This is a genomic window from Yimella sp. NH-Cas1, from assembly GCF_022359705.1.
Classification (GTDB): Bacteria; Actinomycetota; Actinomycetes; order Actinomycetales; family Dermatophilaceae; genus Yimella; species Yimella lutea.
Genome location: NZ_JAKSGG010000003.1, coordinates 1,207,206 through 1,223,918, shown reverse-complemented (window position 1 = coordinate 1,223,918; position 16,713 = coordinate 1,207,206). Strand labels below are relative to the sequence as shown.

Below are 16,713 nucleotides of genomic sequence, written 5' to 3'. Positions count from 1 at the left end.
TCAGACGGTCAACGGCCGGTCCATGGGACCGATCGGCGCGGGCAGTTCCGATGTGCCGGAGAGGAATTCGTCGACCCCTCGCGCTGCCGACCGGCCTTCCGCGATCGCCCACACGATGAGCGACTGCCCGCGTCCGGCGTCACCGCAGACGAACACGCCGGGTGTGGTGGTCTCGAAGCGCTTGTCCCGCAAGACATTCGAGCGCTCGTCCTTCTCCACGCCCAACTGTTCGAGCAGACCTTCGCCCTCGGGTCCGAGGAAGCCCATCGCAAGGAGCACCAGATCGGCGGGCAGTTCCTTCTCCGAACCGGGCACCTCCTCGAAGCCGTTGTCGCCCTGGCGGACCTCGGCCAGACGCAACGCCTTCACATTGCCGTTGCCGTCGTCCACGAGTTCCTTGGTGGAGACCGCGTAGACGCGCTCGCCGCCCTCCTCGTGCGCGCTCGCCACGCGGTAGAGCATCGGGTAGGTCGGCCACGGGTGGTTCTGCGCGCGGTCCTCCCCCGGCTTCGGCATGATCTCCAGCGAGGTGACCGACTTCGCACCGTGGCGGTGCGAGGTGCCGATGCAGTCGGCACCGGTGTCACCGCCACCGATCACGATGACGTGCTTGTCGGTCGCGGTGATCTGGCCCTCGACATCCTCGCCGAGCGCCTGACGGTTGGCCTGGGGCAGGAAGTCCATCGCCTGGTGGATGCCGTTCAGTTCACGTCCGGTGACCGGCAGGTCACGCGGAACGGTCGCACCCACGGCGAGGACGACGGCGTCGTAGCGCTGGCGCAGTTGTTCACCGGTGATGTCCTTACCGACCTCCACGCCGCAGCGGAAGCGGGTGCCCTCGGCCTCCATCTGCGCGATGCGGCGGTCGAGCACCGACTTCTCCATCTTGAACTCGGGGATGCCGTACCGCAGCAGTCCACCCGGCTTGTCCGCACGCTCGTAGACCGCGACGGTGTGGCCGGCCCGGGTGAGTTGCTGGGCGGCGGCCAGACCGGCCGGACCCGACCCGACGACAGCGACCGTCTTGCCGGTCAGCCGGTTCGGGATCTGCGGCTCCACGACGCCGTCCTCGAACGCCTTCTCGATCGTGGTGACCTCGATCTGCTTGATCGTCACCGCGGGCTGGCTGATACCGAGCACACAGGCGGTCTCGCACGGCGCCGGGCACAACCGTCCGGTGAACTCCGGGAAGTTGTTGGTGGCGTGCAGCCGCTCGATGCCGTCCTTCCAGTCGCCGCGGTAGGCCAGGTCGTTCCACTCCGGGATGAGGTTGCCGAGCGGACAACCGCTGTGGCAGAACGGGATTCCGCAGTCCATGCAGCGGCTGGCCTGCCGCTGCACCTGGGCGAGTTCCTGTTCCTCGTAGACCTCTTTCCAGTCCTTGATGCGCACCGGCACCGGACGGCGAGCGGGCAGTTCGCGCTCGCGGTGCTTCAGAAATCCGCGCGGGTCAGCCACCGGACACCTCCATGATTCGTCCCCAGACCTCGGTTCCGTCGAGGTCGAGGCCCTCGGTCTGAGCCTTCTCTCGCACGTCGATGACGCGCTGGTAGTCGCGCGGCAGCACCAGCGAGAACCGCTGGTAAGCCGCGTCCAGGTCGTTCAGCAACTTCACGGCCACCGTCGATTCGGTCCATTCGGCGTGGTCGCGCAGCAACTTCTCCACGAGCGGCTTGTCGCGCTCGCGCACCTCGACGACGTCGACCAGTTCGGGATTCACCTGCGATGCGTCCAAGTCGAGCACGAACGCCAGGCCACCGGACATGCCGGCGCCGAAGTTGCGTCCGGTCGGTCCGAGCACCATCACCGTGCCACCGGTCATGTACTCACACCCGTGGTCACCGACGCCCTCGACCACTGCCGTGGCGCCGGAGTTACGGACGCAGAAGCGTTCGCCGACGACGCCGCGCAGGAAGATCTCACCGGACGTCGCGCCGTACCCGATCACGTTGCCGGCGATCGCGTTCGCCTCGGCGACCAGCGAGGCCTCGGGCAGGGGGCGGACGACGACGCGTCCACCCGAGATGCCCTTGCCGACGTAGTCGTTGGCTTCGCCGAACATCCGCAACGTGACACCCACCGGCAGGAAGGCGCCGAGAGACTGGCCGGCCGATCCACGCAGCGACACGTCGATCGTGCCGTCGGGCAGTCCCTGCGGGTAACGCTTGGTGACCTCGTGACCGAGCATCGTGCCGACCGTACGGTTCACGTTCGTGATCGGCAGATCGATCCGCACCGGCTCCTTGCGCTCCAGCGCGTCCGCGCTCATCTCGATGAGCTTCTGGTCGAGCGCCTTGTCCAGACCGTGGTCCTGCACCGTGACGCAGCGGCGTGGGGCGTCGGCGGGTACGTCCACCTGGGCGAGGATCGGTGACAGGTCGAGACCGGCCGCCTTCCAGTGGTTGATCGCCTTGACCGTGTCGAGCATCTCGGAGTGCCCGATCGCTTCGTCGAGGGTCCGGAAGCCCAACTGCGCGAGCAGTTCTCGCACTTCTTCGGCGATGTACTCGAAGAAGGTCTCGACGAACTCCGGCTTGCCACTGAACCGCGCGCGCAATTCGGGGTTCTGGGTGGCTACACCCACGGGGCAGGTGTCGAGGTGGCAGACGCGCATCATGATGCAGCCGCTGACCACGAGCGGAGCGGTGGCGAAACCGTACTCCTCGGCGCCGAGCAGTGCCGCGATGACGACGTCCCGCCCGGTCTTGAGCTGGCCATCGGCCTGCACCACGATCCGGTCGCGCAGGTTGTTCAGCAACAGCGTCTGCTGCGTCTCGGCCAGGCCGAGTTCCCACGGCCCACCCGCGTGCTTCAGCGAGGTCAACGGCGCAGCACCCGTTCCACCGTCATGGCCCGAGACCAGGACGACGTCCGCGTGCGCCTTGCTGACACCGGCCGCGACCGTACCGACGCCGGTCTCGGCGACGAGCTTGACGTGCACCCGTGCCGAGGGGTTGGCGTTCTTCAGGTCGTGGATCAGCTGGGCCAGATCCTCGATCGAGTAGATGTCGTGGTGCGGCGGCGGCGAGATCAGGCCGACACCGGGCGTGGAGTGACGGGTCTTGGCCACCCACGGGTACACCTTGTTGCCGGGCAGCTGCCCGCCCTCACCGGGCTTGGCGCCCTGCGCCATCTTGATCTGGATGTCGTCGGACTCGGTCAGGTACAACGAGGTGACGCCGAACCGGCCGGACGCGACCTGCTTGATCGACGAACGCCGCTTGGGGTCCATCAACCGCTCGGGGTCCTCGCCGCCTTCACCGGTGTTGGAGCGGGCGCCGATGTTGTTCATCGCGATCGCGAGCGTCTCGTGCGCCTCGCGGCTGATCGAGCCGTAGCTCATCGCACCGGTGGAGAACCGCTTCACGATCTCGCTGACCGGCTCGACCTCCTCGATCGGGATCGAGGGACGGTCGGTCCTGAACTTGAACAACCCGCGCAGCGTCATCAGGCGCTCGGCCTGGTCGTCGACGCGCTGCGTGTACTGCTTGAAGATGTCGTACCGGCGTTGCCGTGTGGAGTGCTGCAGTCGGAAGACGGTCTCGGGGTCGAACAGGTGCGGCGGTCCTTCGCGGCGCCACTGGTACTCACCGCCCACCTCGAGGCTGCGGTGCGCCTGGTGCTGGCCGCTGGCCGGGTATGCCGTGGCGTGACGTGCGACGACCTCCTTCGCGATCGCGTCCAGGCCGATGCCACCGAGGCGTGAGGTGGTGCCGGTGAAGTGGTCGTCGATGAGTTCCTTCGACAGACCGATCGCTTCGAACACCTGCGCGCCGCGGTAGGAGGCGACGGTGGAGATACCCATCTTCGACATCACCTTCAGCAGGCCCTTGCCGAGTGCCTTGATGAGGTTGCGGACGGCCTCCTCGGGGGTGACGCCCTCGATCTCGCCGCTGCGGACGAGGTCCTCGACGGTCTCCATCGCCAGGTAGGGGTTGACGGCGGCTGCGCCGTAGCCGACCAGCAGTGCGACGTGGTGCACCTCGCGGACGTCACCGGCCTCGACGACGAGGCCGACCTTCGTGCGGGTGTGTTCGCGGATCAGGTGGTGGTGCACGGTCGAGGTGAGCAGCAGCGACGGGATCGGCGCGAAGTCGGCGTTGCTGTCGCGGTCGGACAAGACGATGAACCGGTACCCGTCGGCGATCGCTTCGCTGACCTCGGTGCAGATGCCGCGCAGACGAGCGCGCAGTGCCGTGACGCCCCCTGGGCGTCGAACGTGCCGCGGACGACGTAGGTCGCGAAACCCGGGAAGTTGCCGTCCGCATTGATGTGCCGGATCTTGGCCAGTTCGTCGTTGTCGATCACCGGGAACGGCAGTTCCACCTGACGGGCGTGCTGCGGCACGGCCTCGAGCAGATTGCCCTCGGGCCCCATGAAGCCGCCGAGCGAGGTGACCAGTTCTTCACGGATGGAGTCCAGCGGCGGGTTGGTGACCTGCGCGAACAGCTGGGTGAAGTAGTCGAAGATCATCCGCGGACGGTCCGACAGCACAGCGATCGGGGTGTCGGTGCCCATCGAGCCGAGCGCCTCGCCCTTGCCGGCCGCCATCGGGCGCAGCAGGATGCGGATCTCCTCGTGCGTGTAACCGAAGGTCTGCTGCCGACGGAGCACGGATTTCGGTGAGTGCCAGACGTGTTCGCGCTCCGGCAGGTCCTTGAAGTGGATCAGACCGCCGTGCAGCCACTCCTGGTACGGATGCTCCTGGGCCAGTTGCTGCTTGACCTCCTCGTCGCCGATGAGGCGACCGGCCGCGGTGTCGACCAGGAACATTTTGCCCGGCTGCAGGCGTCCCTTGCGGACGACCTTGGCCGGATCGAGGTCGAGCACACCGGCTTCGGACGCGAGCACGACCAGGCCGTCGTCGGTCACCGAGTAGCGGCCCGGACGCAGACCGTTCCGGTCCAGGACCGCGCCCACCAGGGTGCCGTCGGTGAATGCGACGCAGGCCGGGCCGTCCCACGGCTCCATCAGGGCCGAGTGGTACTCGTAGAACGCGCGGCGCTCGGGGTCCATCGTGGCGTGGTTCTCCCAGGCCTCCGGGATCATCATCAGCACGGCGTGGGGCAGGCTGCGCCCGCCGAGGTGCAGCAGTTCCAGCACCTCGTCGAAGGACGCGGAGTCGGAAACCTCGCCCGCACAGATCGGGAACAGCCGCTCCATGTCGCCGCCGAACAGCTCACTGCGCAAAGTGGATTCGCGCGAGTGCATCCAGTTGCGGTTACCACGGACGGTGTTGATCTCGCCGTTGTGGGCAATCAATCGGTACGGGTGGGCGAGCGGCCAGGCCGGGAAGGTGTTGGTCGAGAATCGCGAGTGGACGAGCGCGAGTTCGGAGCTGAACCGCTCGTCGGACAGGTCCGGGTAGAAACGACCGAGCTGCTCGGTGGTGAGCATGCCCTTGTAGGTGATCGTCCGGCTGGACAGCGACGGGAAGTAGACCTCGGTCTCACGCTCGATCCGCTTGCGCAGCGCGAAGGCGCGACGCTCCAGGTCGAGTCCGCCCACTCCGTCCTCGGTGCCGGCGACCGCGACCTGGCGGAACACCGGCATCACGTCACGCGCGGCCTGACCGATCATCGAATCGTCGGTCGGCACGTCACGCCACCCGAGCACCCGCAGGTTCTCCTCGGCAGCGATCTGGTCGATGCGCTCACCGATGTGCCACTGCGCGTCGGCGTCCTGCGGCAGGAAGGCAATACCGATCGCGTACTCACCCTTGGTGGGGAGCTCGAACTCGCAGACGCCGCGGAAGAAGTCGTCGGGGATCTGGGTCAGGATGCCCGCGCCGTCACCGACGGTCGGGTCGGCGCCGGTGGCTCCACGGTGCTCGAGGTTCATCAGCGCGGTGAGGCCGAGCTGCACGATGTCGTGCCCCGCCCAACCGCGCATCGTGGCCACCATCGCGACGCCGCAGGCGTCCTTCTCGGTGGCTGGGTTGTACAGGCCCTGCGCCGCAGGAACTGCTGAGAACGAGCTCTGACCCATGGGTCCGATCACCATCCTGTCGTCCGGACATCCCGCCGGAGCGGAGTGTCGCCGTGTGAAACACGCATGGCAGGACGACGTTGGCCGGACATGCGTGCGACACACTACCGGCGGCCGGTGGCGTTCCGAACAATGGGACGGAAATGTCCCACAATGCGAAACTCAACGAGCGGAGGGCTCGGGATCCTCGTCGGTGCGCTCGGTGTACGGGGCGGCTTCGTCGACGGGCTCGTCGTCGGCGGCGATGACCGGGTTGTTCCGGAACTTCCACCACAGGAACGCGCCGAGAGCGAAGACGAACATGCTGGTCCACACGTTGACCCGCAGGCCGAGGATGTGGTTGGCCTTGTCGGTGCGCATGAGTTCGAAGACGATGCGACCGACCGGGTAGAGCATCACGTACAGCGCGAAGCTGCGACCGCGGGCCAATCCGCGCTTCCGGTCGACGAAGACGATGATCGCCGCGACAACCAAGCACCACAGCGACTCGTACAGGAACGTCGGGTGGAAGTAGCCGAGCACGACGGGATCGCCCGCGGCGTCCTTCACCGCGTGCCCCGCCGACTCGTCCCACTGGTAGATCTTCAACGCCCACGGGACGTCGGTCTTCTCTCCGTACAACTCGTTGTTGAACCAGTTGCCCCAGCGGCCCATCGCCTGAGCGAGGATCACGCCCGGAGCAGCGGCGTCGGCGTAGTCCCAGAAATTCACGTTGTACTTGCGGCAGCCGATCCACGCACCGAGGGCACCGAGGGCGATCGCGCCCCAGATGCCGAGGCCGCCCTGCCAGATCTTGAACGCATCGAGCGGTTTGCCGCCCTCCCCGAAGTAGGCCTGCGGTGAGGTGATGACGTGGTAGATGCGCCCGCCGACGATGCCGAACGGGACGGCCCACCAGGCGACGTTGAGTGCGTGATCGGACTCGTAACCGCGGTCACGCAGTCGCCGGCCGCAGATCCAGATCGCGGCGACGATGCCGGCCAAAATGCACAGCGCGTACCCACGCAGCGGGATGGGGCCGAGCCACAGCACTCCCGTGGTCGGGCTCGGCAGGTAGGTATGCACTCAGCGTCCCCGTCGGACGCCGTCGGCGAGCTCGCCGGCGAGGGTTCGGATCGCGTCCAGACGCGAGTCGCGGGTGTCGTTGTCCAGCAGCGTGCGCACCAGAGCGGTGCCGACGATCACCCCGTCGGCGAACCTGGCCACCTGTTCGGCCTGCTTCGGGGTGCTGACGCCGATGCCGACGCAGACCGGCAGGTCGGTGTGCTCGCGGGTGCGTTCGACGACGGCGGCGGCCTCGGAACCGAGGCTCTCGCGAGCTCCGGTGACGCCCATGACGGACGTCGCATAGACGAAGCCGCTGCAGTAGGAGGTGGTGTAGGCGAGGCGGTCCGGGGTGGAACTCGGAGCGACGAGGAAGACCCGGTTCAGGTCGTGTTTCGCGCTCGCATCCAGCCACTCCTGTGCCTCGTCAGGCACGAGGTCGGGGGTGATGAGGCCGGATCCGCCGGCGGCCTTCAGGTCGCGTGCGAACTCCTCCACGCCGTAACGCAACACGAGGTTCCAATAGATCATCACGACGCAGGCGGCGCCGGCAGCGCTGACCGCTTCGACTGCGCTGAAGACGTCCTTGACCTGCACACCGTTCTCCAGCGCCCGATTCGCGGCGTCCTGGATCACCGGACCGTCCATCAACGGGTCGGTGTACGGCATGCCGATCTCGACGACGTCGACGCCCGCTTCGACCATGGCGACCATCGCCTCGATCGACTCCTGCACCGACGGGCAGCCGACCGGCAGGTAGCCGACCAGCACGGCACGGTCGTCGGCGCGGGCCTTGCCGAGCACCTCGTCCAGACGGGTCACAGCTGCTCGCCCTCCTCGATCGTGTGGCCGTCGGAGTCCAACAATCCGAACCACTGGCCCGCAGTGTGGACGTCCTTGTCGCCGCGTCCGGACAGACTGACCAGCAGCAGCGCGTCCGGCCCGAGTTCCTTGCCGATGCGGATCGCGCCGGCGAGGGCATGGGCCGACTCGATCGCCGGCAGGATGCCCTCGGTCCGGGCGAGCAGTTTGAAGGCGTCCATCGCCTCGACATCGGTCACCGGGTAGTAATCGGCGCGGCCCGAGTCGCGCAAATACGCGTGCTCCGGGCCCACACTGGGGTAGTCCAATCCTGCTGATACGGAATTGGATTCGAGCGTCTGACCCTGGTCGTCCTGCAGCAGGTAGGTATACGCACCGTGCAGGACGCCGGGGGTGGCCTGACCGGTGAAGCGGGCCGCGTGCCGTCCTGATTCGACGCCCTCTCCCCCAGCTTCGAAGCCGATCAGCCGAACCCCCTCGTCCGGCACGAACCGGTGGAAGATACCCATCGCGTTCGAACCGCCGCCGACACACGCCAGGACGGCGTCCGGCAGTCGGCCGTACTCCTGCAGGACCTGCTCGCGGGCTTCCTCGCCGATGATCTTGTGGAAGTCGCGCACCATCTCCGGGAACGGGTACGGCCCGGTGACGGTGCCCAGGACGTAGTGGGTGTGGTCGACGGTGGCGACCCAGTCGCGGAAGGCCTCGTTGACGGCGTCCTTGAGCGTGCGTGACCCGTGCTTGACGGCGACAACCCTCGCGCCGAGCAGGCGCATCCGCGCAACGTTGAGCGCTTGGCGCTCGGTGTCGACCTCGCCCATGTAGACGACGCATTCGAGTCCGAGAAGCGCAGCCGCCGTGGCCGTCGCGACGCCGTGCTGACCGGCGCCGGTCTCGGCGATGACCCGGCGCTTGCCCATCCGCTTGGCGAGCAGCGCTTGTCCGAGGACGTTGTTGATCTTGTGCGATCCGGTGTGGTTGAGATCCTCGCGCTTGAGCACGACACGGGCGCCGCCGCAATGGTCGGCGAACCGTGGCACCTCGGTGATGATGCTCGGCCGGCCGGTGTATGTCTTGTGCAACCTGGCGAGTTCGGCGGTGAACTCAGGGTCGTGGGCCGCCTTGTGACGGTGCTCGTCGAGTTCCTCGAGCGCCGCGATGAGAGCCTCGGGCACATATCGACCGCCGTAGTCGCCGAAGCGTCCGATGCCGGGCCGGCCGGAGTTCTGCTCGACCGGAGTGGTCAACGGATCGTCGGTCTTGTTGCTGTTCACAGCTCAGGCAACTCCCTGCCGGGCGCGCGCGCCCGCTTCGATCATGGTGCGTACGGCCTGGCTGGGCTCGCCGCCGGTCACGAGCGCCTCGCCGACCAGTGCCGCGTCGGCGCCCTGCGACACGTAGTAGGCGATGTCCTCGGGGCCGCGGATGCCGGACTCGGCTACCTTCACGCGGTCGTCCGGGATGAGATGTGCGAGCTTGCCGAACATCTCGCGGTGCACCTCGAGGGTCTTGAGGTTGCGGGCGTTGACGCCGATGACGCGGGCACCGAGTTCGACGGCGCGTTCGGTCTCGGGTTCGTCGTGCACCTCGACCAGAGCAGTCATGCCGAGGTCGGCGGACTGCTGGAACAGGTCATGCAGTTGGCGGTCGTCGAGGGCGGCGACGATCAGCAGGATGATGTCGGCGCCGTGCGCGCGTGCCTCGAACATCTGGTACTCGCTGACCATGAAGTCCTTGCGCAACACCGGGATTCGCACGCGCTTCCGGACCGCGTCGAGGTCGTCGAGCGAGCCGCCGAAGCGCCGTTGTTCGGTGAGCACCGAGATCGCGGTAGCACCACCGGCCTCGTAGGAACCGGCCAGTTCGGCAGGATCGGGAATCGTCGCGAGTTCACCCTTGCTGGGGCTCTTGCGCTTGACCTCGCTGATGATCTTGACCGGCCCGGGCGCCGCGAGCATCGCGGCCGCGTCGAGCGCGGCCGGTGCGGCTGCCGCCTGCTCGATGATCTGGACGGGGCCGATGGCTCGCATCCGGGTCTTCAGATCCTCACGGACCCCGGAAATGATGTCGTCGAGAACAGTTGCCACGCTGAGCGACTACTTGCGCGGATCAGTGTGCCGACTGGGCGTCACGGGCGCCGCGCGACTCGTGGTTCGGCGTCACGGACTGCAGCTTCGGGGCTTCGTGCGGCTTGGAACCGAAGCCGGCAGCGGTGAGGCCCGCACCGGCGATGACACCGACGACGACCAGGGCAGCGCCGACCCATGCGATGAGCGACTGGTTGATCATGATGCCGACACCGATCAACACGGCGGCCAGCAGCAAGATGCCGACCGCGGTCCAGGACGCCACGCTCTTGCCGTGGTTGTCGAGGTGCTTCTCAGCCATGGGTACAACTCCTTGATTCGGGCGCTTGGGCACGTTCCGTGGTTCGCCGGTTCTGAGCTTGGATCATTCTGTCAGTCATCGTCGGCCGTTGCTGCAGTCGGGTCTTTGCCCGCCGACAACTGGTCCCAGTCGGACTCCTTGGGCGCGGTGGGGGCGTCGTACTTCTCCCCCAGGCCGCTCCAGCGGCGACCGCCGGCCAGCGCCAACACGCCGAGTACGGCCAGCAGTACGCCGGCCGCGAGCGCCGGCCATGACCACGCCGTCGCTGCGGCGTCGGTGACCCGTGCGTCGGCGTGACCTCCGGAGGTGCTCACCCAGGTGCGCACGACGCCGCTCGGATCGAGCAGGGAGCTCAGCGCTCCGTACGCCGCCATGACGCCGGCCAGCATCAAGGCGACAGAAGCGATGATGCGGCCGACCCGCTTCGAACTCAGCAGTGCGATGACCGCGGCCAGTGCGACCAGCGCGCCTGCGAACGCCGGTGGCGAGGCCTTGTTGCCCTTGACCGATGCCTGGGTCGTGCCGGTGATGGTGTCGATGACCGTGCCCGTGACCCACGCCCTGGACGTCAGTGCGAGCAGGACAACGGCGACGACGAACGCCGTGGTCAACACCTGGCGTTTGCTCACGATGCGCCGCCGGCCGGAGGCTTCATGCTGGACGCGGTCGCGACGGCGCGCAGCGCGGCGGCCGCCTTGTTGACGGTCTCCTGATACTCGGTCTCGGCGACGGAGTCGGCAACGATCCCGGCCCCCGCCTGCACGTGGGCGCGTCCTTGGTGCAGCACCGCGGTACGGATCGCGATCGCCATGTCGAGGTCTCCGGCGAAGTCGAGATAGCCCACGACCCCCCGTAGACGCCGCGCCGCAGCCCCTCGAGTTCGTCGATGATCGCCATGGCACGCGGCTTGGGTGCACCGGACAGGGTGCCCGCAGGGAAGGTCGCCACCAGCGCGTCGTACGCGGTGAGGCCGTCCTTCAACCGACCGACGACGGTCGACTCGAGATGCATGATGTGGGAGTACCGGCGCACGTTCATGAACTCCACCGTGTCGACGGTGCCGGCCCGACAGACGCGTTGCAGGTCGTTGCGGGACAGGTCGACCAGCATCAGGTGCTCGGCGCGCTCCTTGGGGTCGGTGAGCAGTTCCTCGCGCAGCAGACCGTCGTGCTCCGGCGTCTTGCCGCGCGGCCGGGAACCGGCGATCGGGTGGGTGATGACCTCACCGTCGGTCACCTTCACCAGCGCCTCCGGACTGGACCCGACGATGTCGTACGCGCCGCCGTCCGGCAGCGGGATACGCAGCAGATACATGTACGGGCTGGGATTGCTGGCCCGCAGGGCCCGGTAGACGTCCAACGCGTCTGCTTCGCACGGCACCGAGAACCGTTGGGAGACAACGATTTGGAAGGCCTCGCCGGCTCGGATCGCCTCCTTGCAGGCGTCCACCATGTCGTGGAACTCCTGCTGACTGTGACTGCTGTCCGGACGCAGTTCGGCGGGTTCGGGCACCGAGACGGTGCTGGGCGCGGGTGCCATCAACGCGTCGGTCATGACGTCCAGGCGGCGGACGGCATCGGTGTACGCCTGCTCCACCCGATCCGGCGTGTTGTCGTGATTGATCGCGTTTGCAACGAGCAGCAGAGAGTTGTCTGCGTGGTCGAAGACGGCGAGATCAGTGGTGAGCATCATCGAGATCTCGGGCAACCCCAGCTTGTCGATGCCGTTGTCGGGCAACCGTTCCCAGCGGCGGACCGCGTCATAGGTGATCGCACCGACCATGCCTCCGGTCAACGGCGGCAGTCCCGGGATGACCGGAGTGCTCAGCGCCTGCATCGTCTCGCGCAGCGCCTTCGCCGGGTCGCCACCGGTGGGCAGACCGACCGGCGGCTCACCGATCCAGACCGCCTCACCGTCCTGTTCGGTGAGGGTGGCGTGACTGGCAGCCCCGATGATGGAGTAGCGCGACCACACCCCGCCGTGCTCGGCGGACTCCAGCAGGAACGTGCCGGGTCGGTCGCTCGCCAGCTTGCGGTAGACGCCCAGCGGGGTTTCTGCGTCGGCGAGCAGTCGACGGACGACGGGAATGACCCGGCGGTCCTGCGCAAGGTGCTCGAACAGGTTCGCCGAGGGCCAGGTGAGACCGAACGTGAGATCGGCGCAGATGTCCATCCTGGTCACGCGGTCACCTCCAACGGCGTGAAGAAGCAGGTGCGCTCACCGGTGTGACAGGCCGCGCCGACCTGGTCCACGCGCACCAGGACCGCATCGCCGTCGCAGTCGAGCGACACGGACCTCACATGTTGCACGTGCCCGCTGGTGTCGCCCTTGCGCCAGTACTCGCCACGACTGCGCGACCAGAACGTCACGCGCCCTTCACTGAGCGTCCGGCGGAGGGCTTCATCGTCCATCCATCCGAGCATCAGCACCTCTCTGGTGTCGTGCTGCTGAATTACCGCTGCGACCAGCCCGTGCTCGTCCCGCTTGAGTCCGGCGGCGAGTTCGGTTGGTAGCGGACTGGTGGATTCGGGCATGTCTGCCATTGTCACGCACCCGCTGCACGAGCGCGAACCGGTCTCGGGAGCCCCCGGCACGACCGACCACCCCGAAGTTGCTTCCCTCACCAGCGACACCGTCGCCTCGTCCTGATCTCGGCGGAGGGTCAGTGGCCGGACTGCTGAGCCGCCCAACTGGCGTGCAGGCGTCCGTAGACGGAGTCCGGGTCACGCACCAGGTCACGGTGCGGCCCGACGGCCACGATGTGCCCGGCGTCCACGACGACCACCATGTCGGCCGACTCCGCCGTCGACAACCGGTGCGCGATCGCGATCGAGGTTCGTCCGGCCGTGACCTGGTCGAGTGCCCGCTGGATCCGCACCTCGGTGCCGGGGTCGACGGCCGAGGTGGCCTCGTCCAGCAACAGCAGGTCGGGGTCGACGAGGTAGGCCCGCGCTAGGGCGACGAGTTGCCTTTCACCGGCCGACAGTGACTCGCCGCGTTGCCCGACCCGGGTGTCCAGGCCGCGTGGGAGACCGGCGATCCAGTCGGTGAGATTCATGTTGGTGAACGCCTGCTCGACGTCGGCACGGGTGGCCGTCTGCAGCCCGAAGCGCACATTGTCGAGCAGGGTGGCGTCGAACAGGAAGCCCTCCTGCGGCACCAGCACGACGTGTTCGCGCAGCGAGCGGAAACTGATGTCGCGCAAGTCGATTCCGTCGAGTTTGACGCTGCCGCCCGTCGGATCCATCAGTCGGGTGACGAGCTTGGCGATCGTGGTCTTGCCCGACCCCGTCTCCCCCACGACCGCGACGCGGGCTCCCGCCGGGATGTGCAGGTCGACGTCGTGCAGGACGGGCGCTCCACCGGGGTAGGCGAACTTCACCTTCTCGAAGTCGACGGTTACCGAACCGGACGGCATCTCCCGGCCTTCCGGCGGGTCGACGACTGCGACCGGGGTGTCGATCAGGCCGATGACGCGGCGCCAGCCGGCCACGGCGTTCTGCAGTTCGTTGAGGTTCTCCGTGGCCATCTGCACCGGCTGGGTGAACAAGTTGACGATGAACAGGAACGCGACGAGTTCACCGAGCGTGATGTTGCCGGCTGCTGCCTGTTGTGCGCCGATCACGAGCACGACGACGGTCGTGACACCCGCGACGAACTGGCCGGTCGAGAAGGCACCGACGGCCTTGATCTGGGCCAGGATGCTCGCCTTGCGATGCTTCTCGACGGTGACGTCGATGCGCTCGGCGGTGCGGTCCTGGACGCCGTACGCGCGGATCGTCGCGGCACCGACCACGGACTCGGAGATCGCGGCCAGCATGTCGGCGACGCGTTCGCGGACGACCGTGTAGGCGCGTCCGACGACACCCTGGAAGTAGCGCAACACGATGAACATCGGGATGAAGCAGATCCACACGACGGCGGCGAGCAACGGGCTGTAGACGAGCATCAGGACGCTGGCGATGAGCAACTGGCCGACGGCCATCAGCAGCATGAGGCCACTGAACTGGACGAACTGGCTGATCTGGTCGACATCGCTGGTCACGCGGGAGACCAGCGCGCCCCGGCGCTCGGCGTTCTGGGTGAGCATGGACAGGTCGTGGATGTGCCGAAAACCCTTGACCCTCAAGGTTGCCAAGCCACTCTCGCTACTACGGAACAGCCGCAGGTTGACTGCGTACGAGGCAAGGCCGGTGACGGCCACACCCAGCACGGTGAGCACCATGAGGGTCGTGACCGTGCCGGTCTGCGGACCACCGGGGGCCAGGATTCCGCGGTCCAAGGTCTGCTGGACGGCGATCGGGACGAGGACGCGTCCGGTGGTGGAGAAAATGGCGAGCGCGATCGTGACCAGCAGACCGCGCCGCAGTTCGGGCGAGAGTTCGAAGCCGCGCTTGAGGGTCTGCCAGGTGGTGAGTTCACCGGCGGTGCCCACCCGCTCCCCCGCAGCCGTGGATCCTGGGGTGCCGACCGCGGTGCTCATGCGTCCTCATCCTGCTTGTTCATCTGCTGGTCGATCGTTTCGTCGTTCTGCGCGTCATCCTGCGCGTCATCCTGCTCGGCGATCTCGGCGGCGTGTTCGGCGTAGGCCGTGACCAGCGTGCGATATCCCTCGCTGCGCTCCATGAGTTGGGCGTGGGTGCCGCGGTCGGTGATGCGGCCACCGTCGACGAACACGACCTCGTCCGCGAGCGCGATGCTGGACATCCGGTAGGCGACCATCACCACCGTCGTGCCGTCACGGTTCTCACGCAGCGCCTGCAGGATCGACTGCTCGACAGCGGGGTCGACCGCGCTGGTCGCATCGTCGAGCAGGAGTGCGCGTGGACGACGGATCACCGCGCGGGCCAGTGCAATTCGCTGCCTCTGCCCGCCTGACAGCGACGCTCCGCGCTCACCGACCCGGGTGGCGGCACCGTCCGGGAGCTCGTCGACGAACCCGGTGGCTTGCGCGATCTGCAGCGCGCGACGCACCTCGTCGTCGGTGAAGTCGTGACCGAGGGTGACGTTGCCGGCGATGGTGTCGTCGAAGACGAACGTCTGCTGGGTCACCAGGGACGCGGCCTTGCTGGTCTCCCCTGCCGCGAGGTCGCGTTCGGGCACGTTGTCGATCAGCACACGTCCGTCGGTCGGGTCCATCAGTCGCACGAGCAGACTCATCAGCGTCGACTTGCCCGATCCGGTCGGTCCGACGATCGCGGTCAACGATCCCGGTGCCAGGTCGAGGTCGACGTCGTCCAGGGCGCGCCAGCGTTCGGCACCGCCGCCCTGGTACTTCTCGCTGAGGTCGACCGAACCGGACAGGTCGTACTCGTAGCCGACCTGATCGGCGCCGAGCGCGGCGGCGTGGTCGGAAATGAGCGTCCGGGTGCCGTAGTCGGTGTGCCCGGTGGCGGACAGCACGCTGTTGAGGCGTACCCAGCCGGCGACCGAGCGCGGCATCTCGGCCAGCACCCAGCCGAAGGACCGCACCGGGAAGGCGAGAACGGAGAACAGGTAAGCGATCTGGACGACTTCTGCCGCCGTCGTTGCGCCGGCGCTCACCTGGGCGGTGCCGACCGTCAGGACCGCCAGCGTCCCGATCGTCGGAATCGCTTCGACCAGCGGGTCGAAGATGCCCCGGACGCGGCCGACCTCGACGGCGGCATCGCGCAGGCGCTGGGTCTCGACGGAGAACCGGTCGGCTTCCTGTTGCTCGCGTCCCATCACCTTGACCAGCAGGGCGGCCTCGATCGATTCGTGGGCCACCTCGCTGACGTGCGAGCGCATCCGCTGGGCGCGGGTCACCCGCGGCGACATGTAGCGCTGGAAGACCAGGTTGGTGGCGAACAACAACGGGAAGACGATCAGACCGACGAGCGCAAGCCAGACGTCGACCCGGAACATCTCGGCCAGACCGACACCCAGCATGACGAGCACCCCGATAGCCATCGGGAGCGGCTGGAAGATGTTCCAGGTCGCCTCCACGTCGGCGTTCGCGTTCGAGAGCAACTGTCCGGACGGGTGGCGGTGATGCCATGACAGTGGCAGACGCAGGTACTGACGGGTGACCCGTCGGCGGTAGATCGCGTTGAGGTTGAAGTAGGCCATGCCGGCCGCGACACGGCGCAGAATCACACCGATCACGTTGAGCAACACCACTGCTCCGAGTTGCCAGATGATCGTCCAGACCTGTTCACCCGTGAGGCGACCGGCTGCAACCGCAGGCTCGACGACCGTCGCGATGAGGTGACCGATCACGCGAGCGGTGAAGACCGTCATCACGCCGTAGATCGCTGAGCCGATCACCGCGACGAGCAGTGTCTTCGGCTGGTCGCGGAAGCCACGCCCGAGGACGCGGAACCCTTCACCGAGGGTTGATGCGCCGAAGTCGACCTCGGTCGTTCCCTTCTTTCGATCGTTCTTCTTGCCATCCGCCACCTGATCGTTGTCGGGCGTGACGGTCACGGAGGAGGGCATGTAGGACATGAT

Annotated in this window: 10 protein-coding genes and 2 pseudogenes; all 12 read right to left on the bottom strand. The window is 67.4% G+C overall.

What is annotated here, in order from left to right:
* Nucleotides 1-1,458: a glutamate synthase subunit beta gene (locus tag MF407_RS06230; protein WP_239701778.1), complete on the bottom strand. Its 1,458-nt coding sequence runs from the start codon at nt 1,456-1,458 to the stop codon at nt 1-3.
* A pseudogene (gene gltB / locus MF407_RS06225) lies at nt 1,451-5,988 on the bottom strand (glutamate synthase large subunit). Before gltB ends, MF407_RS06230 begins: the two are co-directional and overlap by 8 nt.
* Nucleotides 5,989-6,150: 162 nt before the next feature.
* Nucleotides 6,151-7,053 carry a prolipoprotein diacylglyceryl transferase gene (gene lgt, locus MF407_RS06220; protein ID WP_129625050.1) on the bottom strand — a complete coding sequence of 301 codons (903 nt, stop codon included), beginning with the start codon at nt 7,051-7,053 and terminating at the stop codon, nt 6,151-6,153.
* A complete protein-coding gene (gene trpA / locus MF407_RS06215; RefSeq protein ID WP_239701777.1) occupies nt 7,054-7,854 on the bottom strand; it encodes a tryptophan synthase subunit alpha in 801 nt (266 codons plus the stop codon).
* Complete coding sequence (gene trpB, locus MF407_RS06210) at nt 7,851-9,101, bottom strand: tryptophan synthase subunit beta (protein WP_239702858.1); 1,251 nt, start codon at nt 9,099-9,101, stop codon at nt 7,851-7,853. The genes trpA and trpB overlap by 4 nt, the downstream gene beginning before the upstream one ends.
* 30 nt (nt 9,102-9,131) lie before the next feature.
* Nucleotides 9,132-9,941, bottom strand: a complete 810-nt coding sequence (gene trpC, locus MF407_RS06205; RefSeq protein ID WP_239701776.1) for an indole-3-glycerol phosphate synthase TrpC — start codon at nt 9,939-9,941, stop codon at nt 9,132-9,134.
* Nucleotides 9,942-9,963: 22 nt separating this feature from the next.
* On the bottom strand, nt 9,964-10,242 hold the full coding sequence (locus MF407_RS06200; protein WP_239701775.1) for an HGxxPAAW family protein: 279 nt from the start codon (nt 10,240-10,242) through the stop codon (nt 9,964-9,966).
* Between the two features lie 71 nt (nt 10,243-10,313).
* Nucleotides 10,314-10,871, bottom strand: coding sequence for a Trp biosynthesis-associated membrane protein (locus tag MF407_RS06195; RefSeq protein WP_239701774.1), 558 nt, complete (start codon nt 10,869-10,871; stop codon nt 10,314-10,316).
* Nucleotides 10,868-12,414 (bottom strand): annotated as a pseudogene (locus tag MF407_RS06190) (anthranilate synthase component I). Before MF407_RS06190 ends, MF407_RS06195 begins: the two are co-directional and overlap by 4 nt.
* Before the next feature lie 5 nt (nt 12,415-12,419).
* The gene (gene hisI, locus MF407_RS06185) at nt 12,420-12,776 is read right to left on the bottom strand and encodes a phosphoribosyl-AMP cyclohydrolase (protein WP_129625045.1); all 357 of its coding nucleotides are present in this window, start codon (nt 12,774-12,776) and stop codon (nt 12,420-12,422) included.
* A 128-nt stretch (nt 12,777-12,904) separates the two neighbouring features.
* Entirely contained in the window at nt 12,905-14,725 is a 1,821-nt protein-coding gene (locus MF407_RS06180) for an ABC transporter ATP-binding protein (RefSeq protein ID WP_239701773.1), read from the bottom strand.
* Nucleotides 14,722-16,701: an ABC transporter ATP-binding protein gene (locus MF407_RS06175; RefSeq protein ID WP_239701772.1), complete on the bottom strand. Its 1,980-nt coding sequence runs from the start codon at nt 16,699-16,701 to the stop codon at nt 14,722-14,724. Before MF407_RS06175 ends, MF407_RS06180 begins: the two co-directional genes overlap by 4 nt.
* Between the last annotated feature and the right edge of the window lie 12 nt (nt 16,702-16,713).

Excerpts from the sequence above, each read along its gene's own strand:
- MF407_RS06200 (WP_239701775.1), bottom strand. The coding sequence starts at position 10,242 with ATGGCTGAGAAGCACCTCGACAACCACGGCAAGAGCGTGGCGTCCTGG.
- MF407_RS06180 (WP_239701773.1), bottom strand. The coding sequence starts at position 14,725 with ATGAGCACCGCGGTCGGCACCCCAGGATCCACGGCTGCGGGGGAGCGG.
- MF407_RS06175 (WP_239701772.1), bottom strand. The coding sequence starts at position 16,701 with ATGCCCTCCTCCGTGACCGTCACGCCCGACAACGATCAGGTGGCGGAT.
- hisI (WP_129625045.1), bottom strand. The coding sequence starts at position 12,776 with ATGCCCGAATCCACCAGTCCGCTACCAACCGAACTCGCCGCCGGACTC.